17 protein-coding genes are annotated in these 22440 nt (G+C 67.8%); 9 read left to right on the top strand and 8 right to left on the bottom strand.

Going from position 1 to position 22440, the window contains the following annotated elements; all coding sequences use genetic code 11:
- Positions 1 to 226 precede the first annotated feature (226 nt).
- The 4 genes from H3O04_RS10535 to H3O04_RS10520 all read left to right on the top strand — a co-directional run bounded on the left by H3O04_RS10535 (position 227) and on the right by H3O04_RS10520 (position 7504).
- The gene (locus tag H3O04_RS10535; RefSeq protein ID WP_012328967.1) at positions 227 to 2176 is read left to right on the top strand and encodes an ATP-binding cassette domain-containing protein; all 1950 of its coding nucleotides are present in this window, start codon (positions 227 to 229) and stop codon (positions 2174 to 2176) included.
- A 221-nt stretch (positions 2177 to 2397) separates the two neighbouring features.
- Entirely contained in the window at positions 2398 to 4380 is a 1983-nt protein-coding gene (locus H3O04_RS10530; RefSeq protein ID WP_023476762.1) for a DNA topoisomerase IV subunit B, read from the top strand.
- A 70-nt stretch (positions 4381 to 4450) separates the two neighbouring features.
- Complete coding sequence (gene parC, locus H3O04_RS10525; protein WP_006478168.1) at positions 4451 to 6772, top strand: DNA topoisomerase IV subunit A; 2322 nt, start codon at positions 4451 to 4453, stop codon at positions 6770 to 6772.
- Positions 6773 to 7045: 273 nt separating this feature from the next.
- A complete protein-coding gene (locus H3O04_RS10520) occupies positions 7046 to 7504 on the top strand; it encodes a CopD family protein (RefSeq protein ID WP_006487629.1) in 459 nt (152 codons plus the stop codon).
- 65 nt (positions 7505 to 7569) lie between these two features.
- On the opposite strand, the gene H3O04_RS10515 is transcribed toward H3O04_RS10520, so the two are convergent.
- Positions 7570 to 8454, bottom strand: a complete 885-nt coding sequence (locus H3O04_RS10515) for a LysR family transcriptional regulator (RefSeq protein ID WP_006478170.1) — start codon at positions 8452 to 8454, stop codon at positions 7570 to 7572.
- Positions 8455 to 8566: 112 nt separating this feature from the next.
- Here H3O04_RS10515 and H3O04_RS10510 point away from each other — a divergent pair, with 112 nt between their 5' ends.
- Positions 8567 to 9013 (top strand): multidrug/biocide efflux PACE transporter, encoded by a 447-nt coding sequence (locus tag H3O04_RS10510; RefSeq protein ID WP_011694345.1) that lies wholly within the window; start codon positions 8567 to 8569, stop codon positions 9011 to 9013.
- Between the two features lie 45 nt (positions 9014 to 9058).
- Here the strand turns inward: H3O04_RS10510 and H3O04_RS10505 are convergent, their stop codons facing one another.
- From H3O04_RS10505 to H3O04_RS10475, 7 genes are all read right to left on the bottom strand, one after another.
- Positions 9059 to 10264 (bottom strand): chromate transporter, encoded by a 1206-nt coding sequence (locus tag H3O04_RS10505; protein WP_034174481.1) that lies wholly within the window; start codon positions 10262 to 10264, stop codon positions 9059 to 9061.
- 201 nt (positions 10265 to 10465) lie between these two features.
- Complete coding sequence (locus H3O04_RS10500; RefSeq protein ID WP_027813796.1) at positions 10466 to 12805, bottom strand: bifunctional diguanylate cyclase/phosphodiesterase; 2340 nt, start codon at positions 12803 to 12805, stop codon at positions 10466 to 10468.
- A gap of 215 nt (positions 12806 to 13020) precedes the next feature.
- Positions 13021 to 13905 carry a PhzF family phenazine biosynthesis protein gene (locus H3O04_RS10495; protein ID WP_175767806.1) on the bottom strand — a complete coding sequence of 295 codons (885 nt, stop codon included), beginning with the start codon at positions 13903 to 13905 and terminating at the stop codon, positions 13021 to 13023.
- A 13-nt stretch (positions 13906 to 13918) separates the two neighbouring features.
- Positions 13919 to 14377, bottom strand: a complete 459-nt coding sequence (locus H3O04_RS10490) for a RidA family protein (protein ID WP_006478174.1) — start codon at positions 14375 to 14377, stop codon at positions 13919 to 13921.
- Between the two features lie 42 nt (positions 14378 to 14419).
- Positions 14420 to 15601 (bottom strand): aminotransferase-like domain-containing protein, encoded by a 1182-nt coding sequence (locus tag H3O04_RS10485; RefSeq protein ID WP_006478175.1) that lies wholly within the window; start codon positions 15599 to 15601, stop codon positions 14420 to 14422.
- A gap of 166 nt (positions 15602 to 15767) precedes the next feature.
- Positions 15768 to 16676 (bottom strand): DMT family transporter, encoded by a 909-nt coding sequence (locus H3O04_RS10480; protein ID WP_006478176.1) that lies wholly within the window; start codon positions 16674 to 16676, stop codon positions 15768 to 15770.
- A 53-nt stretch (positions 16677 to 16729) separates the two neighbouring features.
- On the bottom strand, positions 16730 to 17425 hold the full coding sequence (locus tag H3O04_RS10475) for a VOC family protein (protein WP_202587644.1): 696 nt from the start codon (positions 17423 to 17425) through the stop codon (positions 16730 to 16732).
- A gap of 230 nt (positions 17426 to 17655) precedes the next feature.
- Here H3O04_RS10475 and H3O04_RS10470 point away from each other — a divergent pair, with 230 nt between their 5' ends.
- The 4 genes from H3O04_RS10470 (at position 17656) to H3O04_RS10455 (ending at position 22310) form a co-directional block, all read left to right on the top strand.
- Complete coding sequence (locus H3O04_RS10470) at positions 17656 to 19116, top strand: aminotransferase-like domain-containing protein (RefSeq protein WP_006478178.1); 1461 nt, start codon at positions 17656 to 17658, stop codon at positions 19114 to 19116.
- A 214-nt stretch (positions 19117 to 19330) separates the two neighbouring features.
- Positions 19331 to 21229, top strand: a complete 1899-nt coding sequence (gene htpG, locus H3O04_RS10465; RefSeq protein WP_202587643.1) for a molecular chaperone HtpG — start codon at positions 19331 to 19333, stop codon at positions 21227 to 21229.
- Positions 21230 to 21237: 8 nt separating this feature from the next.
- Positions 21238 to 21834 (top strand): chorismate--pyruvate lyase family protein, encoded by a 597-nt coding sequence (locus tag H3O04_RS10460; RefSeq protein WP_006478179.1) that lies wholly within the window; start codon positions 21238 to 21240, stop codon positions 21832 to 21834.
- Positions 21834 to 22310: a DNA-deoxyinosine glycosylase gene (locus H3O04_RS10455; RefSeq protein WP_023476753.1), complete on the top strand. Its 477-nt coding sequence runs from the start codon at positions 21834 to 21836 to the stop codon at positions 22308 to 22310. Before H3O04_RS10460 ends, H3O04_RS10455 begins: the two co-directional genes overlap by 1 nt.
- Positions 22311 to 22440: the final 130 nt, after the last annotated feature.

The following is a 22440-nucleotide window of genomic DNA, read 5'->3' as shown; positions in this document are numbered from 1 at the left end:
TCGGTCGATCGGCCGGCCGCGGGCATCCGGCCGGCGTTTCGCCGTTTACGCGGGCACGTAAACGGCGGCCGGCATCCAAAGCGAAAAACCGCCCGCAACCCGCTCACGGCCCCGCGCCGACGCACTTCAAGCTTAGCCTGCGGCGCTCGTCCATCCAGCCAAGCCGATCCCGGCCCGCGCGCCCGGTACAATGGGCGCTTCCGATTTCTCTCTTCGCCGTCTCCCCATGTCGCTCTATTCCATTACCGGCGCGCAGCTCGCGTTCGGTCACGTCGCGTTGCTCGATCACGCGGATTTCTCGCTGGAAGCCGGCGAGCGGGTCGGCCTGATCGGCCGCAACGGCGCGGGCAAGTCGTCGCTGCTGAAGATCGTCGCCGATCTCGCGAAGCCCGACGACGGGCTGGTCACGCGTCAGCAGGAGCTCGTGACGGTCTACGTGCCGCAGGAGCCCGAATTCGAGCCGGGCGCGACGGTGTTCGACGCGGTCGCGTCGGGGCTCGCGCACACGCGCGAACTGCTCGAAGAATACGAGTCGATCGCGCACCGCCTCGCGGAGATCCCGGAAGGCGCCGAGCACGATGCGCTGCTCGCGCGGATGAACGCGCTGCAGTCGTCGCTGGACGCGCACGACGCGTGGAACTGGCGCACGCGCGTGTCGATGACGCTCGCGCAGATCGGCCTGCAGGACGTCGACGCAAGCGTCGACGCGCTGTCGGGCGGGATGCAGAAGCGCGTCGCGCTGGCGCGCGCGCTGGTGCTGCAGCCCGACGTGCTGCTGCTCGACGAACCGACCAACCACCTCGACTTCGACGGCATTCGCTGGCTGGAAGAGCTGCTCGTCGCGCAGCGCGCGGGCCTGCTGTTCATCACCCACGATCGCGCGTTCCTCGACCGCGTCGCGACGCGCATCGTCGAGCTCGATCGCGGTCGGCTGCTGTCGTATCCGGGCAATTTCTCCGCGTACCAGACGCGCAAGGCGCAGCAGCTCGAAGTCGAGCGGGTGGAGAACGAGAAGTTCGACAAGTTGCTCGCGCAGGAAGAAGTGTGGATCCGCAAGGGCGTCGAAGCGCGCCGCACGCGCAGCGTCGGCCGCATCGCGCGACTCGTGCAGATGCGCAACGAGCGCGCGGAGCGCCGCAATGCGCAGGGCAACGTGAAGCTCGATGTCGCACAGGGCGAGAAGTCCGGCAAGATCGTCGCGGAGCTGACCGACGTGACGAAGCGCTACGGCGGCCGCACGGTGGTCGACCGCTTCTCGACGACGGTCATGCGCGGCGACAAGATCGGCTTCGTCGGCCCGAACGGCGCCGGCAAGACGACGTTGCTGAAGCTGATCCTCGGCGACCTGAAGCCCGACGAAGGCACGGTGCGCACCGGCACGAACCTGCAGGTCGCGTATTTCGACCAGATGCGCGCGCAGCTCGACCAGGAGAAGAGCCTGGCCGACACGATCAGCCCGGGGAGCGAATGGGTCGAGATCGGCGGCGTGCGCAAGCACGTGATGAGCTACCTCGGCGATTTCCTGTTCGCGCCGGAGCGCGCGCGTTCGCCGGTGAAGTCGCTGTCGGGCGGCGAGCGCAACCGGCTGCTGCTCGCGCGGCTGTTCGCGCGCCCGGCCAACGTGCTGGTGCTCGACGAACCGACCAACGACCTCGACATCCCGACGCTCGAACTGCTCGAAGAGCTGCTGGCCGACTACGACGGCACGGTGCTGCTGGTCAGCCACGATCGCGCGTTCCTCGACAACGTCGTGACGTCGGTGATCGCGGCGGAGGGCGACGGCAAGTGGCGCGAATATGTCGGCGGCTTCACCGACTGGCAGATCCAGAGCGAGCGCTCGGAGCAGCTCGCGCAGCAGGAAGCGGCGAAGCGCGCGGTCAAGGAAGCGGCGCCCGCGAAGGACGAGCCGGCGAAGAGCGCGGCCGGCCGCAACGCGCAGCGCACGGTGAAGCTGTCGTTCAACGAGCAGCGCGAGCTCGATTCGCTGCCGGAGAAGATCGCCGCGCTCGAAGCTGAGCAGAAGACGATCAACGCGCAGCTCGAAGATGGCGCGATTTTCGCGAAGGACCCGCAGGAAGGCACGCGCCTGACCGAGCGGTTCGCGGCGATCGACGACGAATTGCTCGCCGCGCTCGAACGGTGGGAAACGCTCGAGGCGAAGCGCAAGCCGGTGTGACGCGCGCGGTGCGCGCCGATCCCGCGATTGGCGTGCCACGCGGAACCAGTAAAATACCGCGCGTCCAGGGCAAGCGCCGCACATGCCGCGCGCCCGCTTTCGGAGCAGTCCAAGCACACCGTTGTTTCGATTCGCTTTTTTACGGAACTCAACGTTTTGTCCACGACGTTATCCACACGAGGTGTGGACAACGTCCCGATGAATGACGAAATTCAGCGCCTATGTCAACGAAGAAACCCAGCGCGGCCTATAGCGAAGCATCGATCAAGGTGCTCAAGGGTCTCGAGCCGGTCAAGCAGCGTCCCGGCATGTACACCCGTACCGAGAATCCGCTGCACATCATCCAGGAAGTCATCGACAACGCGTCCGACGAGGCGCTCGGCGGCTACGGCAAGCAGATCACGGTCACGCTGCACGCTGACCAGTCGGTCTCGGTCGAAGACGACGGCCGCGGCATCCCGTTCGGCATGCACCCCGAAGAAGGCGTGCCGGTCGTCGAGATCGTGTTCACGCGCCTGCATGCGGGCGGCAAGTTCGACAAGGCCGCGGGCGGCGCCTATACGTTCTCGGGCGGCCTGCACGGGGTCGGCGTGTCGGTCACGAACGCACTCGCGACGCGTCTCGACGTGACGGTGTGGCGCGACGGCAAGATCGCCGAACTCGGCTTCGCCGACGGCGACGTCGTGAAGCCGCTGTCCACGCAAGGCGCGGGCCGCGGCGAGAAGAAATCCGGCACGCGCGTGCAGGTGTGGCCGAATCCGAAGTACTTCGATTCGCCGAACCTGCCGCTCGGCGAGCTGCAACGCCTGCTGCGCTCGAAGGCCGTGCTGCTGCCGGGCGTCGAGGTCGTGCTCGTCAACGAAAAGACGGGCGAGCGCCAGACGTGGAAGTATGAAGACGGCCTGCGCGGCTACCTGCTCGACGAAATGAACGGCAGCGAGCTGCTGATCCCGCTGTTCGAAGGCGAGCGCTTCGCTGATTCGCGTTCGACCGACGAAACCTTTGCCGAGGGCGAGGGCGCGTCGTGGGTCGTCGCATGGAGCGAGGAAGGTTCGCTCGTGCGCGAGTCGTACGTGAACCTGATCCCGACGCCGGCCGGCGGCACGCACGAGTCGGGCCTGCGCGACGGTCTCTACCAGGCCGTGAAGAGCTTCGTCGAGTTGCACAACCTGCAGCCAAAGGGCGTGAAGCTGCTCGCGGAAGACGTGTTCGCGCGCGTGTCGTTCGTGCTGTCCGCGAAGGTGCTCGATCCGCAGTTCCAGGGGCAGATCAAGGAGCGGCTGAACAGCCGCGACGCGGTGAAGCTCGTATCGTCGTTCTCGCGTCCGGCGCTCGAGTTGTGGCTGAACCAGCACGTCGAGCACGGCAAGAAGCTTGCCGAACTCGTGATCAAGCAGGCGCAGGCGCGCACGCGCGCCGGCCAGAAGGTCGAGAAGCGCAAGAGCTCGGGCGTCGCGGTGCTGCCCGGCAAGCTGACCGATTGCGAGACGGAAGATATCGCGCGCAACGAACTGTTCCTGGTCGAGGGCGACTCGGCGGGCGGCTCCGCGAAGATGGGCCGCGACAAGGAATACCAGGCGATCCTGCCGCTGCGCGGCAAGGTGCTGAACACGTGGGAAACCGAGCGCGACCGCCTGTTCGCGAACAACGAGGTGCACGACATCTCGGTCGCGATCGGCGTCGATCCGCACAGCCCCGACGACACCGTCGACCTGTCGAACCTGCGCTACGGCAAGATCTGCATCCTGTCGGACGCGGACGTCGACGGCTCGCACATCCAGGTGCTGCTGCTCACGCTGTTCTTCAAGCATTTCCCGCAACTGATCGAGCGCGGCCACGTGTTCGTCGCGCGTCCGCCGCTGTTCCGCGTCGACGCGCCCGCGCGCGGCAAGAAGCCCGCGCAGAAGCTCTATGCGCTCGACGACGGCGAGCTCGAGGCGATCCTCGACAAGCTGCGCAAGGACGGCGTGCGCGACACGCAGTGGAGCATCAGCCGCTTCAAGGGCCTCGGTGAAATGAGCGCCGAGCAGCTGTGGGACACGACGATGAATCCCGACACGCGCCGCCTGATGCCGGTGAAGCTCGGCGAGCTCGACTACGAGGCGACCGTCGCGCGGATGACGATGCTGATGGGCAAGGGCGAGGCAGCCGCGCGGCGCGGCTGGCTCGAGGAAAAGGGCAACGACGTCGAAGCGGACATTTAAGCGGAGCGTTCCGCGCGGCCGGGCATGACGCCCGGCCCGGCCTCACGCCACTTACGAATACGGAATTCAGATGGACGACAATACTTCCGATCTCTTTGCCAGCCCCGACGCACCCGAGAGCGACGCGCTGACGCTCGGCAACTACGCGGAGCAGGCGTATCTCAGCTACGCGGTCAGCGTCGTGAAGAGCCGCGCGCTGCCCGACGTGTGCGACGGCCAGAAGCCGGTGCAGCGCCGGATCCTGTTCGCGATGAACGAAATGGGCCTGGGGCCCGACGCGAAGCCGGTGAAGTCGGCGCGCGTGGTCGGCGACGTGCTCGGTAAATACCACCCGCACGGCGACCAGTCGGCATACGACGCGCTCGTGCGGCTCGCGCAGGATTTCTCGCTGCGCTACCCGCTGATCGACGGGCAGGGCAACTTCGGCTCGCGCGACGGCGACGGCGCTGCGGCGATGCGTTACACGGAAGCGCGCCTCACGCCGATCGCGAAGCTGCTGCTCGACGAGATCGACCAGGGCACGGTCGACTTCATGCCGAACTACGACGGCTCGTTCGAGGAGCCGAAGACGCTGCCGAGCCGCATGCCGTTCGTGCTGCTGAACGGCGCGTCGGGCATCGCGGTCGGCCTCGCCACCGAAATCCCGTCGCACAACCTGCGCGAAGTCGCGGCGGCGGCGGTCGCATTGATCCGCAATCCGAAGCTCACGCACGCGGAGCTGATGAACCTGATTCCCGGCCCGGATTTCCCCGGCGGCGGCCAGATCATCTCGAGCGACACCGAAATCGCGGCGGCGTACGAAACGGGCCGCGGCAGCCTGAAAGTGCGCGCGAAATGGAAGATCGAGGATCTCGCGCGCGGCCAGTGGCAGCTCGTCGTCACCGAGCTGCCGCCGAGCACGTCGGGCCAGAAGGTGCTCGAGGAAATCGAGGAACTGACCAACCCGAAGCTCAAGCTCGGCAAGAAGACGCTGACGCCCGAGCAGCTCAACACGAAGAAGGCGATGCTCGACCTGCTCGACGCGGTGCGCGACGAGTCGGGCAAGGAAGCGGCGGTGCGGCTCGTGTTCGAGCCGAAGTCGCGCACGATCGACCAGACGGAATTCGTGAACACGCTGCTCGCGTACACGAGCCTCGAATCGAACGCGACGCTGAACCTCGTGATGATCGGCGCCGACGGCCGGCCGGGCCAGAAGGGCCTGCTGACGATCCTCGACGAATGGGTGAAATTCCGCCAGCTGACGATGACGCGCCGGTGCCGCCATCGTCTCGCGAAGGTCGACGACCGCATCCACATCCTCGAAGGGCGGATGATCGTCTTCCTGAACATCGACGAGGTGATCCGCATCATCCGCGAGTCGGACGAGCCGAAGGCCGCGCTGATGAGCGCGTTCGGCCTCAGCGAGCGGCAGGCCGAGGACATTCTCGAAATCCGCCTGCGCCAGCTCGCGCGGCTCGAGAAGATCAAGATCGAGAAGGAACTCGACGCGCTGCGCGACGAAAAGGCAAAGCTCGAGGAACTGCTCGCGAACGAAAGCGCGATGAAGCGGTTGATGATCAAGGAGATCGAGGCCGATGCGAAGCAGTACGGCGACGATCGCCGCACGCTGATCCAGCAGGAAAAGCGTGCGACGTTCGAGGCGAAGGTGGTCGACGAGCCGGTGACGGTGGTCGTGTCGCAGAAGGGCTGGGTGCGTGCGCTGAAGGGCCACGGGCTCGATCCGGCCGGCTTCACGTTCAAGGCGGGCGACCACCTGTACGCGGCGTTCCAGTGTCGCACGCCGGATCGCCTGATCGCGTGGGGCAGCAGCGGCCGCGTGTATTCGGTCGACGTGTCGGTGCTGCCGGGCGGGCGCGGCGACGGCGTGCCGGTCACGTCGCTGATCGAGCTCGAATCGGGCTCGCACCTGATGCACTACTACGCGGCGCCGGCCGACCAGCAACTGCTGCTCGCGTCGAGCAACGGCTTCGGCTTCCTCGCGAAGGTCGGCGACATGGTGAGTCGCCTGAAGGCCGGCAAGTCGTTCATGACGATCGATGCGGGTGCGGTGCCGCTCGCGCCGATGCCGGTGCTGCCGAACGCGACGCAGGTCGCCTGCCTGTCGAGCGGCGGGCGCTTGCTGGTGTTCGGGATGGACGAGATGAAGACGCTGTCCGGCGGCGGGCGCGGCGTGATCCTGATGGCGCTCGACGACAAGGAAACGCTCGTGCAGGCACTCGCGATCGATCCGTCCGGCGTCGTGCTGATCGGCACCGGTCGCGGCGGCAAGGTGCAGGACGAGACGTTGTCGTATGCCGGGCTCGCGCCGCACATCGGCAAGCGCGCCCGCAAGGGCCGCGCGCCGGACACGAAGCTCAAGGTCGTCACCGAGTTGCGTCCGCTGCTCGGCTGACGCCGCGCGGTCGTCCGGATCGCCCGGTTCATCCGGTTCATTCGGTTCGGCCGCGATCGAAGGCCGCACGTCCGCTTCGGCGGGCGGGCGGCTTTTTCTTTTCTGGCTGGGGGATTCGGGTAAGCAAGCGTGGCGTTGTCACGCGGAATTTGCAAAATAGTGTGAAATCGCGCTGAGGGTCCGAACCGCCGCGCGGCTGGCGAGTCGAACGTCGCTTGATGCCGCGTGCGACGCGGCCGTTCGCTGCACCCCATTCATCACAGGATCGTCCCCATGTCCCACGCCGTTGCCGTCGCGCTGTTTCTTCACCTGCTGGCCGTCGCCGTGTGGGTGGGCGGGATGGTCTTCGCGCACTTCTGCCTGCGTCCCGCACTGTCCGACCTGTCGCCGCAGCTGCGGTTGCCGCTGATCGAAGGCGTGTTCGGCCGCTTCTTCAACTGGGTTTCAGGGGCCGTGATCGTGATCCTGCTGTCCGGCGGCTTCCTGCTGACGAGCTTCGGCGGCGCGCACGCGACGTGGTCGCTGCACGCGATGGCCGGGCTCGGCGTCGTGATGATGCTGATCTTCGGGCACATCCGCTTCGCGTTGTTCCCGCGCATTCGCCGTGCGGTGCAGGCGCAGAACTGGCCGGACGGCGCGCGCGCGGTGAACGCGGTGCGCCTGCTCGTCGTCGTGAACCTCGTGCTCGGCGTCGTCACGATTGGCGCGGCCGTGCTGTCGCGCGGTTTCTGACCGGCTGGCGCCAGCCCTCAGCCCTCAGCCCTCCGTCCCCGGCAGGCTCGACGGCACACGCACCACTACGCGGCAAGCATCGCGTCGAGCAGCCATGACCCGGCCGGCCCGAGCGGCCGGTTGCGCGACCAGACCGCATCCACCCGCACGCGGCGCGGCCAGCCGCGCGCATGCAGTTCGCACAGGCGGTCGCGCGCGAAGTGCTCGACCATCCAGCGCGGCAGTTCAGCCCAGCCGAACCCCAGCACCGCCATCTCCAGCAGCATCAGGTAGCTCGGCGCGAGCCAGTGCTGCGTGCCGACGACGATCCGGTCGTCGGTGCCGCGTCCTTCCGTTTTCACGTAGGTATTGAGGCGCAGTTCGCGCACGTCGCGCAGCGCCGCGTGCGGCACCTCGGCGTCGCCATATGCGGCGAGCGCGTGCGTGCGGCCGACGAACAGCCCGATCTCCGATTCCTCCGCCACCGTCGCCGCGCCGATATCGGCCGGGTAGGTCGCGCGCGCGGCCATCAGCCCGAGTTGCGCGCGGCCTTGCTGGATCAGGTCGAGGACGTCGTCGTGCTCGGCGATCTGGCATTCGAGCTCGAGCGCCGGAAAACGCCGTTCGAGCGCCATCAACGTCTCTTCGTAGCGCTTCGACTGGTACGTATCCGAGACGACGAGCGTGAGCCGCGCTTCCTCGCCGTGCGCGAGCCGGGCGGCCGTGCGGTCGATCGCCGCGCTGGCCTCGAGCGCGCGCTGCACGTGCGGCAGCAGCGCGCGGCCGGCGTCGGTGAGCGTCGGCGCGCGCGTCGAGCGATCGAACAACTGCACGCCGAGGTCGATTTCGAGATTCGCGATCGCTTCCGACACCGTCGACTGGCGCTTGCCGAGCTTGCGTGCGGCGGCCGTAAACGAGCCGAGCAGCGCCGCTTCGGCGAATGCGAGCAGGGCTTCCGGGGCGTGCTGCATGCAGGGCTCCTGACAGCGTTATATCGGTAAAACCGATGATATCAAACTGGATTCATACGGTTATGCCGATCAAAATGGCCGACATGGATCAGGTAACGCATTGGAGCGAATCATGAAACAGATCAATAAAACGGTGACGGAACGGCTACTGCACGCGCTGACGTTCGAACTGGTGGCGATCGCGCTGTGCGCGCCGATCGGCGCATGGCTGCTCGACATGCCGGTATCGCACGTCGGCGTGCTGACGGTGATGGTGTCGCTGATCGCGATGGCGTGGAACATGACGTTCAACACGCTGTTCGACCGCTTCGAGCGTCGGGCCGGGTTGTCGCGCACGCTCGGCATGCGGGTCGCGCACGCGGTGACGTTCGAGCTGGGCCTCGTCGCGATGGTGGTGCCGGTTGCCGCGTGGTGGCTGAACGTGAGCCTCGTCGAGGCGTTGCTGCTCGACCTCGGTATCGTGCTGTTCTTCCTGCCTTACACGTTCTGCTTCAATCTCGCGTACGACGCGCTGCGCGCCCGCTGGATGGCACGCCGGGTTACGGTGCAGGCAGGTTGAGCGGGTGAGGCGGACCAGACCGGACAGGGCGACGGCCGGCGCCCGTCAGCGCGCGGCCCACAGCCACACGCTGCATACCACGGCGACCGCGCCGTACACGGCATAGACGGGCACCTTGAAGCGCGTGAAGCACACCGTGGCGAACGCGCCCGTCAGCCAGTAAACCGGTTCGGCCGGTTCGCGATGCAGGATTTTCACGACGGCGACCACGAGAAAGCCGGTCGTCGCCGCGCGCAGCAGGCGCATCCCGTGCTCGAAGCGCGAATGGCGCTTGAGCCGGAGCAGATGGTTCTGCGCAAACACGACGAGGCATCCCGACGGAATGAACAGCGCGGCGGTGGCGAGCAGCGCGCCGACCCAGCCGTCGGTCAGATAGCCGAGAAACGGCACGACGTTCAGCAACGGCCCCGGCGCGACCGGCGACAGCGCGAACGCCAGCGTGAAGTCGTGATCGGAGATGCCCGTCGCCGGTGAGACGAACAGCGTCTTGAGCACCGGCAGCGCGGAGAAGCCGCCGCCGAACAGCGTCATGCCGGCGCCCGCGAGGCGCGGCCATAGCAATTCCGCCTGGTAATCGCCGGGCAGCGGCACCGCGAACAGCACGACGAGCACGCCGAGCAGCACGAGCAGGGTGCGGTCGCGCTTCGACAGCGTGAAATCGACCGCGTCGCGCTGCGGCGGCCCCGTCAGCCAGCCCGCTGCAAACGCGGCGAACAGAATCCCGACGAAAGCGGCCGGACTATGCGCGAAAGCGAGCAGAATCGTCGATAGTGCGGCGATCGCCTGTTCGAGCCGCGTGCGCGCGAGCGAGCGCACCTGCTTGACCCACGTGACGCCGATCAGCGCGGCGAGCACCATGCCGAAGTGATTGATCAGCATCGGCGCAGCAAGCGAGCGCACGAGCGGCGTCTGATAGAAGATCGCGAACAGCGTCATCAGGATCGAGAACGGCAGCACGCTCGCGATGCCGGCGACCCAGGCGCCGGCACGGCCATGCAGCGTCTGGCCGACCTGCACGGCGACGTTGCAGCCGACGGGGCCCGGGACGAGCCATGCGAGCGCGACGAGATCGCCGAAGACGTGCGGCTCGATGCGCCGCAGCCGCTCCACGTAATGGCGTTCGAGTTGCGCCATCATCGAAAGCCCGCCCCACGAAACGGCCGAAATGCCGGCGACGACCTTGAACAAGGCCCATAGGGATGCCGGTGCCTCTTCGACACGCGCGGTCGCTTCGACTTCGACGGTTGTCATGATTGGTGTGGTTGGCGCAGGGCCAGATCTCTCGCGTATGGCCGTGCCGGCGGCCCGCCGACACGTCGGCCCTCCCGATTGTCCGCTGCGCATCATGACACTGCCATGCGCGAAAACGCTAGTTAATGAATTGAACGATCGGATCGGAAAACGCAACGATTGCGGCGTTGCACAACGCGCGCGCCTGCAGCAGTGCGGCGCTCATGCGCCCGTGCTGCCGGTCGCGCGATGCGCGACGACATTCGGATGCTCGCCGCGCACGCCGAAGCGGGCGATCAGCGCGGGAATCGCATCGGCCGGCACCGGGCGCGAGAACAGGAAGCCCTGCGCCTCGATTTCGCCGAGCGCGGACAGCCACGTGATCTGCTCCTCGGTCTCCGTGCCCTCGACGACGACGGTCAGCCCGAGCGAGCGCGCGAGATGCACGATCGACGACACCATCACGCACACGCTGCGGTCGTTCGGAATCGCCTGCACGAACGAGCGGTCGACCTTCAGCGTGTCGACGGAGAAGCGGTGCAGGTACGACAGCGACGAGTAGCCGGTGCCGAAATCGTCGAGCGCGATCCGGATGCCGAGCTTTTTCAGCGCGACGATCTTCTCGGACACGAGTTCCGGATATTCCATCATCGCGGTCTCGGTGATCTCGATCTCGAGCCGGTTCGCGGGGATGCCGGTGTCCTGCAGCGCCTGCGAGATCGTCTCGATCAGGTCGCCGCGCCAGAACTGCACGGGCGAGATGTTGACCGCGAGCGTCAGCGTGTCGTGGCCTTCGTCGCGCCAGCGCGCGATCTGCTCGCACGCGGTACGGATCACGAAGTCGCCGATCGGCACGATCAGGCCGGTCGATTCGGCGATCGAAATGAATTCGTTCGCGGAGATGACGCCGTGCTCGGGGTGATCCCAGCGTGCCAGCGCTTCGAAGCCGGTGATGGTGCGATGCGTGAGGTCGATCTTCGGCTGGTACGCGAGGAACAGCTGCCCCTCGGCGAGCGCGACGCGCAATTGCTGTTCCCAGCGCATCAGGTGGTCGGCGCGGTGCGACAGGTGCGGCGCATAGAACTGGTAGCAGTTCTTGCCGGCGTCCTTCGCGCTGTACATCGCGAGGTCGGCCTTTTTCAGCAGGTCGATCTCGCTTTCGTTCGCGACGGTGTGCAGCGCGATGCCGATGCTCGCATGCAGCACGAACGAACTGCCGCGCACGTCGAACGGCTCGCCGAACATCCGGATGATCGCTTCCGCGAGCCGCACCGCGCGCCGCTCGACGTCGTCGCCCTTCATCACGACGACGAACTCGTCGCCGCCGATGCGCGCGAGCGAGCCTTCGTCGCCGACCGCATCGGCCAGGCGCGACGCGGTCATCTGCAGCACGATGTCGCCGGCGTTGTGGCCGAGCGTGTCGTTGACGGTCTTGAAGTTGTCGAGATCGATGAACAGCAGGCCGAGCCGCGACAGGCTCGCGGGCATCGACACGTCGTTGCGCAGCCCGCGCAGCGTCGCATAGCGGTTCGCGAGGCCGGTGAGCAGGTCGTATTCGGCGAGCTGCGTCATTTCGCGCTCGCGGCCGAGCAGCTTGCCGATCAGGCCCGTCGCGACGCCGAAGAACGCGAGCATCGCGAGCGTGATGAAGCTCGTCATCAGCAGGTAGACGTTGCGCGTGTGGGTGTAGTCCGCGAACTCTTCCGTCTGCGACAGCCCGACCATCACCGCGAGCGGGTAGCCGTCGAGGTGGCGGTACGACACGATGCGCGTCACGCCGTCGATCGGATCGATGATCGTGCCCGTCACGCGCTCGGCGATCGGGTAGACGCCCGACGCCGAAAACGCGCCCGGCGCGTTGCTCACCGAGCCCGTGCGCCGCGCGAGCACCGCACCGGTATCGGACACGACCGCGATCACGCCTTCCTTGCCGATGGCCGCGTTGTTGTAGAAATCGTTCGTGAAGTAGCTCGGGTCTTCCGACACCACGACGATGCCCGCGAAGCTGCCGTCCGGGTTGTTCAGGCGCCGCGTCATCTGCAGCGTCCAGTGGCTCGACACGCGGCCGAGCACGGGCTTGCTGATGAAGAGGCGGTCGTCGTTGTGCGCGAGGTGGACCTTGAAGTGCTCGCGGTCGGACAGGTTGATCGGCTGCGGATGGAGTTCGGCGGTGTTCGCGAACAGGATGCCCTTCGCGTTGACGAGCGATACCTGGATCAGCGTGTCGCTCGGCACGACGCCTTTCTCGACGGCGCTCGCGAGATTGAAGCGCGCCGGCGATTTCTCGAATTCGAACTTGACGAAGCGGGTGATCTGGTCGACCTGGTGGATCGCCTTGACCGTATGCTGCTCGAGCGCGGACGACAGGATCGCCGCGGAGGCCGCCGCTTCCTTGTACGCACTGTCCTTTTCGACGGACAGACGCGCGATGATCACGGCCCACAGCAGCGCGAGCGCCAGCATCCCGAGCAGCGGGATGGCGAACAGCGCACGCCGGCGCGACTTGCGCGGCGCGCGCAGCGGCCGGTTCGGCGGCGTGTGGTTGGACCGGGCGGAGCTCATCGAAGAGGGCGGCGTCCTGCTCGCGTGCGCCATCCGTCTGGATGGCCGGCTATGGTTCGGATTGTCCCGACGTCTGTTCGTTCGCGGGACGCGCAACCATGGACAGACCTCCGAAACAACGGATTAGGCCCGATATTACTGGCTGGAACGTTTTTGCGATAGTTGGGCAAAGCGTAGGGCGCCGGACGAGCCGGCGCCATCCACATCGCGAAATGTCAGTCGGGTGACCGGAACGTGCCGTCGACGACCGTGACGACGTGGCCGCCGATCCAGGTCGTGCCGTCGTCGTCGTAGCTGACGAAGATGCGGCCGTCGCGGCCGATCGCCGTGCCCTGGCGGGCTGTATACGATTGGCCGGGGCGGCGTTCCTGGCGCGTCAGCAGCCCCGCGAGCGCGGCGTTCGCGCTGCCGGTGACGGGGTCCTCGCCGGGCGTGCCGAACTGGCCGCCGGTCATCAGGCAGCGGATCTCGAACGTCGCGGGGCCGCCTTCGGCGTGCGGCGCGTAGGCGGCGAGGCCGTCCACGCCGTAGCGGTGGGTCAGCGCCGCCAGCGCGGCAGGATCGGGCGACAGGCCGATGCACGCATCGGCCGACTTCAGCCGCACGACCAGCCACGGTGCGCCGTTGTCCACCGCGCACGGCTCGGCGTCCAGGTCGAGCGCGTCGCTGCGCAGCGCGGCGGCCAGTACCGCGTAGTCCGAACGGTCGAGCGGCGTGACGCGTGCCGGCGGCGCGGCGAACGCCCAGCGGCCGCCCTGCTCGCGCAGCGCGACCCGGCCGACCCCGCACTGCTGGATCAGCCGGCCCGGCGTGCGCGGCCGCGCGCCGCTTTCCAGGAACGCATGCGCGGTGCCGAGCGTCGGGTGGCCGGCGAACGGCAGTTCGCCGCCGGTCGTGAAGATCCGCACGCGATAGTCGGCTTCCGGATCGGTCGGCGTGCAGAGGAACGTCGTTTCCGACAGGTTCGTCCAGCGGGCGATCTCGAGCATGGCGTCGTCGCCGAGCGAATCGGCGTCGAACACCACGGCAAGCGGATTGCCCTTGAACGGCACCGACGTGAACACGTCGACCTGCTTGAAGCGAACGAGACGACCGGGCATCGCGCTGCGCCCGTTACGCGACTTCGGCGATCAGTTCGATCTCGACGCACGCGCCGAGCGGGATCTGCGCGACGCCGAATGCCGAGCGCGCATGCTTGCCCGCGTCGCCGAACACTTCGGCGATCAGCTCCGACGCGCCGTTCGTCACGACGTGCTGTTCGGTGAAGTCGAGCGTCGAGTTGACGAGGCTCATCAGCTTGACGATGCGCGTGACCTTGTTCAGGTCGCCGGTGTGCGCGTGCAGCGTCGCGAGCAGGTCGATCGCGATCGAGCGGGCGGCGGCCTTGCCGTCTTCCGTCTGCAGATCCGCGCCGAGCTTGCCGGCCCAGACCTTGCCGTCCTTCTTCGCGATGTGGCCCGACAGGTAGACCGTGTTGCCGCTTTGCGCGCTCATCACGTAGGCGGCGGCCGGGGCGCCGGCGGTCGGGAGCTCGATGCCGAGCGACTTCAGTTTGTCGTAGACGTTAGCCATGTGTTCGATTCCTCGTAGAGAGTCGTGACAGGAAAAAGGGGATCAGAGGCGCTCGCGCAGCAGCTTGCCGAGGCGCGCGACGCCTTCCTCGATCTTCTCGGGCGGCACCGTCACGAACGACAGGCGCAGCGTGTTCTGCTGCGCGTTCTCCGCGAAGAACGGCGCGCCCGGCACGAAGGCGACGTGGTTGTCGACGGCCGCGGCGAGCAGCTTCATGCTGTCGATCTGCGCGGGCAGGTTCACCCAGATGAACATCCCGCCTTCCGGACGGTTCCACGTGACGCCTGCCGGCATGTGGCGCGTGAGCGCGCCGAGCATCGCGTCGCACTGCGCGCTGTACAGCTCGCGGATCGTCGGGATGTGCTCGTCGAGGAAGCCGTCCTTGATCACTTCGTGCGCGATGCGCTGCGTGAGCGTCGGCGTGTGCAGGTCGGTGGCCTGCTTGGCCTGCACGAGCTTGAAGTGGAGCTCCTCGGGCGCGATGATGTAGCCGATCCGCAGGCCCGGCGCGAGCACCTTCGAGAACGTGCCGAGATGCACGACGTGGTCGGGCGCCATCGACAGCATCGTCGGCAGCGGCTCGCCCTGGTAGTTCAGCGCGCCGTACGGATCGTCCTCCAGCACCGGGAACGGGCTCGTCTGCGCGAACGCGGCGAGCGCGCGGCGGCGCTCGACGGGCAGGCGGCGACCGGTCGGGTTCTGGAAGTTCGGCTGCGCGTACAGCAGCCGCGCGCCTTGCGTGAGTTCGGGCGTGAGGCCTTCCGGCAGCAGGCCCTGCTCATCGGTCGGCACCTGCACGTAGCGCGGCTCGTACAGCGAGAACGATTGCAGCGCGCCGAGGTAGGTCGGCGTTTCGACGAGGATCGGGCTGTTCGGGTCGATCAGCGCCTTGCCGAGCAGGTCGAGCGCCTGCTGCGAGCCGGTCGTGATCAGCACCTGCGACACGCGCACGCTGTAGCGCTCGGCGATCCACTCGCGCAGCGGCAGGTAGCCTTCGGTCGCGCTGTACTGGAGCGCGGCGGCCGGCGCGTCGCGCAGCACGCGGTCGGCGGCGGCGCGCATGCGTTCGGCCGGGAACGTCGCGGGGGCGGGCAGGCCGCCGGCGAACGAGATGACCTCGGGGCGTTCCGTGACCTTCAGGATCTCGCGGATCGCCGAGCTCGTCAGCTTGCGGGCGCGTTCGGAAAGCTGCCAGTGCGGCGGATGCAGGTCGCTCGGATTCATAGTCTCCTCGTTCGGATATCGTGGTCGGTCAAGAAAGGTCGATCAGGCGGATCGCTTCGACGCCGCCGGGTGGGCGAGCGCGAGCACGATGGCGCCTTCGCGGCTGGGTGGGCACGGCCAGTCAGGCGAAACCAATCAGGCAAAACGTCCATTATGGCGCACCTCATCAGCCGGCGCGAGCGGCGCGCGGCGCCGTGGCGACCGCCGAGCGGCGCCCGAGCACCACGGTCGCGATCACGGCGGCGGCGAACAGCCACGTCGACGGCGTGACCGTTTCGCCGAACAGCAGCGCGGAAAAGGCGATCGTGAAGAAAATCTGCAGCAGTTGCACCTGGCCGACGCGCGCGGTGCCGCCCATCGCGAGCCCCGCATACCAGGCGAAAAAGCCGATGAATTGCGAAAAGAGGGTCACGTAGCCGAACGCGAGCCAGGTGCGTGGCGCGAGCGGCCCCGGATGCGCGGCGTGCTGCATCCATGCGAGCCAGCCGACCGGCAGCACGAGGAACGGCGCCGACACGACGAGCGCCCAGCAGATCACCTGCCAGCCGCCGATCTGGCGCGCGAGGCGCGCGCCTTCCGCATAGCCCAACGCGCCGATGCCGACCGCGACGAGCATCAGCGCGTCGCCGGCCTGCACGGTGCCGCCGCCGTCACGCAGCGCGAACGCGATCACGAGCGCGCTGCCGGCCACCGCGCTGGCCCAGAACGCCTTCGACGGCCGTTCGTGCGACAGCCACGCCGCGTACAGCGCGACGAACAACGGCTGCAGCCCGTTGACCACCGCGCCGTGCGAGGCCGGCACCGATTTCATCGCCCACGCCGAGAACACCGGGTACGCGATGATCACGCCGGCCGACGTGATCGCGAGGCTTTTCAGTTGCGCGCGGGTCGGCAGCCGCTCGCGGCGCCACCACAGCAGCAGGCCGGCCGGCACGGCGGCGGCGAGCGCGCGGCCGAGCCCGTTGAGCAGCGGGTTGAGTTCGGATACGACGATCCGCGTCATCGGCAGCGTCAGGCTGAAGATCATCACGCCGATGAGGCCGAGCAGCATGCCCCGGGTTTCGCGCGAATTCATGTCGTGGGTGTCTCCGTATTGCTGGTGGGTGTAATGGAAGCGGCACAGGGCGTTCAACGCAGCGTGCGTGGGCCCTGCGGCGTGTCGAATTCGGCGACCAGCGCCGGCGGACCGTCGGTGGCTTCGACGTCGAGCAGGTGGGCGGCGCCGAGCCAGTCGAGTTGCGCGCGGATCGTATCCGCGTGCGGATGGGCGCCCTTGAGCGCTTTCAGCGCGATGCCGTCGGCCGGCAGCGATTCGGCCGGATGGCGCGGACTGTCCCACTGGATCAGCGACGGCACGAGGCCGTCGCCCGCACCCTGCCACGCGGGGAAGCTGCCGTCGTCGGGCACCGTGAGGCCCCAGCTCAGGTCGCCGCGCCGCATCGTGACGACGGGCGCGATGCGGGCCGGATACTGGCGTTGCCACAGCGCAAGCTGGCGCGGGCGGTCGACGCGCGCGACCCAGTGCGCGAGAAACGGGCCCTGCTGCGCGAGCCGCGCCTGGATCGCCGGATCGTCGAGCCCGAACAGCCGCGCACGAGGCGGTTTTGCACCGTCGTCCGGCGCGGGCGCGTCGGGGTCGATCGCGATCACTTCGAGATAGAGCCCGTCCCACGCGCCGAACAGCGCATTGTGGGTCCGCATCAGCGGGTGGCGGCCGCCGCCGGCCGGTTCGATGCCGAGTGCGTCGGCGACATGGCGCACGCCTTCGTCGAGGGTGCGCGCGGCAATCACGAGATGGTCGAGTGTCAGGGAGCGGGCTGGCATGAGGGTCGGTCGGGAAGCGAAAGTGTCAGGGTAGGCGGACGGCGTGCCGGGCGGGGGCTGCACCGGCCAACGCACCGCCCGCGATGCGGGCCAGCCGGTGTCGCGCCACGTGCGGCGGGCTGGAACGGCGGCCGCACGATCGCCATTCCGGTCAACTGTAATCGTCGCTACCGGCACAGTAACGGTACAATCGGCGCGATAGCCTTCGGTACAGTTGGAGCCTGCCGCCCATGTCCACCGTCCCCCTCGCCCAGATTCCCGCGCCGCACGACACGGCCACGCTCACGCTCGTCGACCAGTTGGTCCAGTGGGCGCGGCGGCGCATCGACGAACGCGTGTTCCGTCCCGGCATGCGCATGCCGTCGATCCGCAAGCTCGCGCTCGACAAGAGCGTGTCGCGCTTCACCGTCGTCGAGGCCTACGAGCGTCTCGTCGCGCAGGGCTACCTCGACTCGCGGCGCGGCTCCGGCTTCTACGTGCGCGAGCGCACGGGCGCCGGCCCGCAGCCGGCCGACGGGGTCGCGCGCGTGGCCGAGGCCGCGCCCGTGCACAACACGATCGACGTCGTCTGGCTGCTGCGCAACATGCTGCACACGGTCAGCCCGGAGAAGGGCCCGGGCCTCGGCTACCTGCCGGGCCGCTGGCTCGACGGCGAGCTGATCACCGGCGCGCTGCGCGCGCTCGGGCGCCAGTCGGGCGCGCAGATGCTCGGCTTCGGCACCGCGCAGGGTTTCCTGCCGCTGCGCCAGCAATTGCAGACGCGCCTCGCCGAAGTCGAGATCGGCGCGAAGCCCGAACAGATCGTGCTGGTGTCGGGCATCACGCAGGCGATCGACCTGATCTCGCGGATCTACATGCGCCCGGGCGATGCGGTGATCGTCGGCGATCCGGCGTGGTTCCAGATGTTCGGCCGTTTCGCGGCGCAGGGCGCGCAACTCGTCGGGATGCCGTATACGCCCGACGGCCCCGACCTCGATGCGCTCGAAACCCTGGTGCAGATGTGGCGGCCGAAGATGCTCGTGATCAACTCGGTGTTGCAGAACCCGACCGGCACGTCGCTGTCGGCCGCGCAGGCGTTCCGGATTCTGAAGCTCGCGGAGGCGTACGATTTCCTGGTCGTCGAGGACGACATATACGGCGACCTGTGCCCGCCCAGCTATCCGGCCACGAGGCTCGCGAGCCTCGACCAGTTGAAGCGCGTGATCTATCTCGGCAGCTATTCGAAGACGCTTGCCGCGAACCTGCGGGTCGGCTACGTCGCCTGCGCGCCGGAGATCGCGAAGGCGGTCACCGACCAGAAGATGCTGGTCGGGATGACCACGCCCGAGCTCAACGAGCGCGTGCTGTACAAGATCCTGACCGAAGGGCATTACCGGCGCCACGTCGAGCGGCTGCGCGCGCGGCTCGACGGCGTGCGCGACAAGACCGCGCGGATGCTCGAGCGCACGGGGCTCGGGCTCTTCACGATGCCGGCCGCCGGGATGTTCCTGTGGGCCGACACGGGCGTCGATTCGGACGCGCTCGCGGCGGTCGCGCACGAAGCCGGCTTCCTGCTGACGCCCGGCAGCCTGTTCTCGCCGCAGCAGTCGCCGTCCACGTGGATGCGCTTCAACGTCGCGAACTGCGGCGATCCGGCGCTGCCGGGGCTGCTGGCGGGCTATATCGACTCGGCGGTGCGGCGCGCGTCGTGACGCGGCGCGGCAGGCCGGCTCTTGAAATGGCGCGTGCCGTCCCCAGATACGCGCGCAAACCGCCGGCGCCAGGCGGTCGTCCCAGAGGGGGCCGTCCCGAACGGGCCGCCCCAACCCGGTTGTCCCAACCGGGCGTCCTTCACGGGTCCGCCGGCATCGCGCGCCGGGCGCCGGCGTCACCCCTTTTCAGTTCAAGTAAGAGGAAACAGCATCCATGGCACACGAAACGATGAGCTTTCAGGCAGAGGTCAAGCAACTCCTCCACCTGATGATCCATTCGCTCTACAGCAACAAGGAAATCTTCCTGCGCGAACTGGTGTCGAATGCGTCCGACGCGGCCGACAAGCTGCGTTTCGAAGGGCTCGCGGACAACGCGCTGTACGAGAACGATCCGAACCTGCGCATCCGCATCGGCTACGACAAGGCCGCGCGCACGATCACGATCGACGACAACGGCATCGGCATGAGCCGCGACGAGGCGATCGCGAACCTCGGCACGATCGCGCGTTCGGGCACCAAGGAATTCTTCACGAAGCTGTCGGGCGACCAGCAGAAGGACGCGGCGCTGATCGGCCAGTTCGGCGTGGGCTTCTACTCGGGCTTCATCGTCGCCGACAAGATCACCGTCGAAACGCGTCGCGCGGGTCTGCCGGCGAACGAAGCCGTGCGCTGGGAAAGTGCGGGCGAGGGCGATTTCACGATCGACGCGATCGAGCGCGCGCAGCGCGGCACGACGATCACGCTGCACCTGCGCGAAGGCGAGGACGACCTGCTGTCGTCGCACCGCCTGAAGTCGATCATCCAGAAGTACTCCGACCACATCGCGCTGCCGATCCTGATGCGCAAGGAAGCGTGGGATCAGGAAAAGGGCGAGATGGTCCTGAAGGACGAGGACGAAACCGTCAACCAGGCGAGCGCGCTGTGGACGCGTTCGAAGAGCGACGTCACCGACGAGCAGTACACGCAGTTCTACCAGCACATCGCGCACGATCACCAGGACCCGCTCACGTGGACGCACAACCGCGTCGAGGGCCGCAGCGAATACACGCAGCTGCTGTTCGTGCCCGCGCACGCGCCGTTCGACCTGTGGAACCGCGACTATCGCGGCGGCCTGAAGCTGTACGTGAAGCGCGTGTTCATCATGGACGACGCCGAGCAGCTGCTGCCGCAATACCTGCGCTTCGTGAAGGGGGTGGTCGATTCGGCCGACCTGCCGCTGAACGTATCGCGTGAAATCCTGCAGGAAAGCCGCGACGTGAAGGCGATCCGCGAAGGCGTGACCAAGCGCGCGCTGTCGATGCTCGAGGAGCTCGCGAACGCGGAAGACGATGCCGGCAAGGACAAGTACAAGACGTTCTGGGGCGCGTTCGGCCAGGTGCTGAAGGAAGGCCTCGGCGAGGATCACGCGAACCGCGAGCGCATCGCGAAGCTGCTGCGCTTCGCGTCGACGCATGGCGACACCGACGCGCAGGACGTGTCGCTCGCCGACTACGTGTCGCGCATGAAGCCCGAGCAGAGCAAGATCTACTACGTGACCGCCGATACGTGGCAGGCCGCGAAGAACAGCCCGCATCTGGAGGTGTTCCGCAAGAAGGGTGTCGAGGTGCTGCTGCTGACCGACCGCGTCGACGAATGGATGCTGTCGTTCCTGCATGAATTCGACGGCAAGCCGCTCGCGAGCGTGGCCCGCGGCGATCTCGATCTCGGCGAGCTGAACGACGAGGAGAAGAAGGCGCAGGAGCAGGCCGGCGAGGCGATCAAGCCGGTCGTCGAGAAGATGAAGGAAGCGCTCGGCGACAAGGTGAAGGAAGTGCGCGCCACGTTCCGCCTGACCGATTCGCCGTCGTGCCTCGTCGCGGACGACAACGACATGAGCGGCTACCTGCAGCGGATGCTGAAGGCAGCCGGCCAGAACGCGCCGGCGATGCAGCCGATCCTCGAGATCAATCCCGAGCACGCGCTCGTGAAGCAGCTGAACGCCGACAGCGCCGATTTCGGCGACTGGTGCCATCTGCTGTTCGATCAGGCGCTGCTGGCCGAAGGCGGCATGCTCGACGATCCGGCGAGCTTCGTGAAGCGGACCAACGCGCTGCTGCTGTCGCGCGCCGCGTGAACGCGCGCATGCGATTCGACGGTGGGCAGGCCGGCTGGCGCGAGACGCCACGGCCTGGCTGCACGCTCGACCAGCGCGACTGGCTGACGCGCGGCGGATCGCTGACCGCGCACCTCGCGCGGCTCGGCCGCGTGAACGTGCGGGTGACGCGCGAGGCCGTCGACCGCCCGTGGTTCGACGAGCCGGACGCGCTCGCCAGTTCGCCGCGCGCGCCGATGTGGGTGCGCGAGGTGATCCTGTCGGTCGACGGCACGCCGTACGTCGCCGCCCACAGCATCGCGCCGCTCGCGGCCAGCAAGGGCGTGTGGCAGGCGATGCGGCGGCTGCGCACGCGGCCGCTCGCGGAGTTGCTGTACAGCGATCCGCAGGTCGAGCGCTCGGCGCTCGTGAGCCGGCGCGTGATCGCCGGCCATCCGCTGTATGCGCTCGCGAGCCATGCATTGCAGGGCGCGCGGGCCCCGCATGCGTTCGTCGCGCGGCGCTCGGTGTTCCAGCGTCACGGCAAGCCGCTGATGGTCACCGAGTGCATGCTGCCGGCGCTGTGGCGCCACCTCGATGCGCACGGCGACGGGCCGCGGTCCGTCGGGTCGCACGGAGGCGCGTGATGCTGCAAGGCTTTCCGCCGGTCGTCGCGCCGAATACGCACACGATGATCCTCGGCAGCTTTCCGGGCGAGGCGTCGCTCGACGCCGCGCAGTACTACGCGCATCCGCGCAACCAGTTCTGGCGGCTGCTCGGCGCGGTGCTCGGCGAGCCGTCGCTGCATGAGCTGCCGTACGACGCGCGGCTCGAACGCGTGCTGTCGCACGGCATCGGCATCTGGGACGTGCTCGATGCGTGCCATCGTCAGGGCAGCCTCGATTCCGCGATCAGGAACGCGAAGCCGAACGACTTCGATTCGCTGCGAGCGCATGCGCCGTTGCTGAAGCGCGTGTGCTTCAACGGCAAGACGGCGGGGCGGTTCGCCGACGTGATCGGCCAGGCTGGGTACGAGACGCTCGTGCTGCCTTCGTCGAGCCCGGCGAACGCGATGCTGTCGTTCGAGCAGAAGCTGGTGCTTTGGCGCGGGATTCGCGCCTGAGACGTGCTGGATTCCGACGGGTCGACGAAGCGGTGCAGGGGCGGGAGCGGCAACAGGACAAACCGGACCTGATGCGACCGCGCCGCCACTCGACGCTACCGGTCAAGGCTTCGCCTCGCCTTGCCTGGTG

It is taken from the genome of Burkholderia sp. KCJ3K979 (assembly GCF_016759955.1).
GTDB lineage: Bacteria > Pseudomonadota > Gammaproteobacteria > Burkholderiales > Burkholderiaceae > Burkholderia > Burkholderia orbicola.
This window is presented reverse-complemented; position numbering and strand designations above follow the sequence as displayed.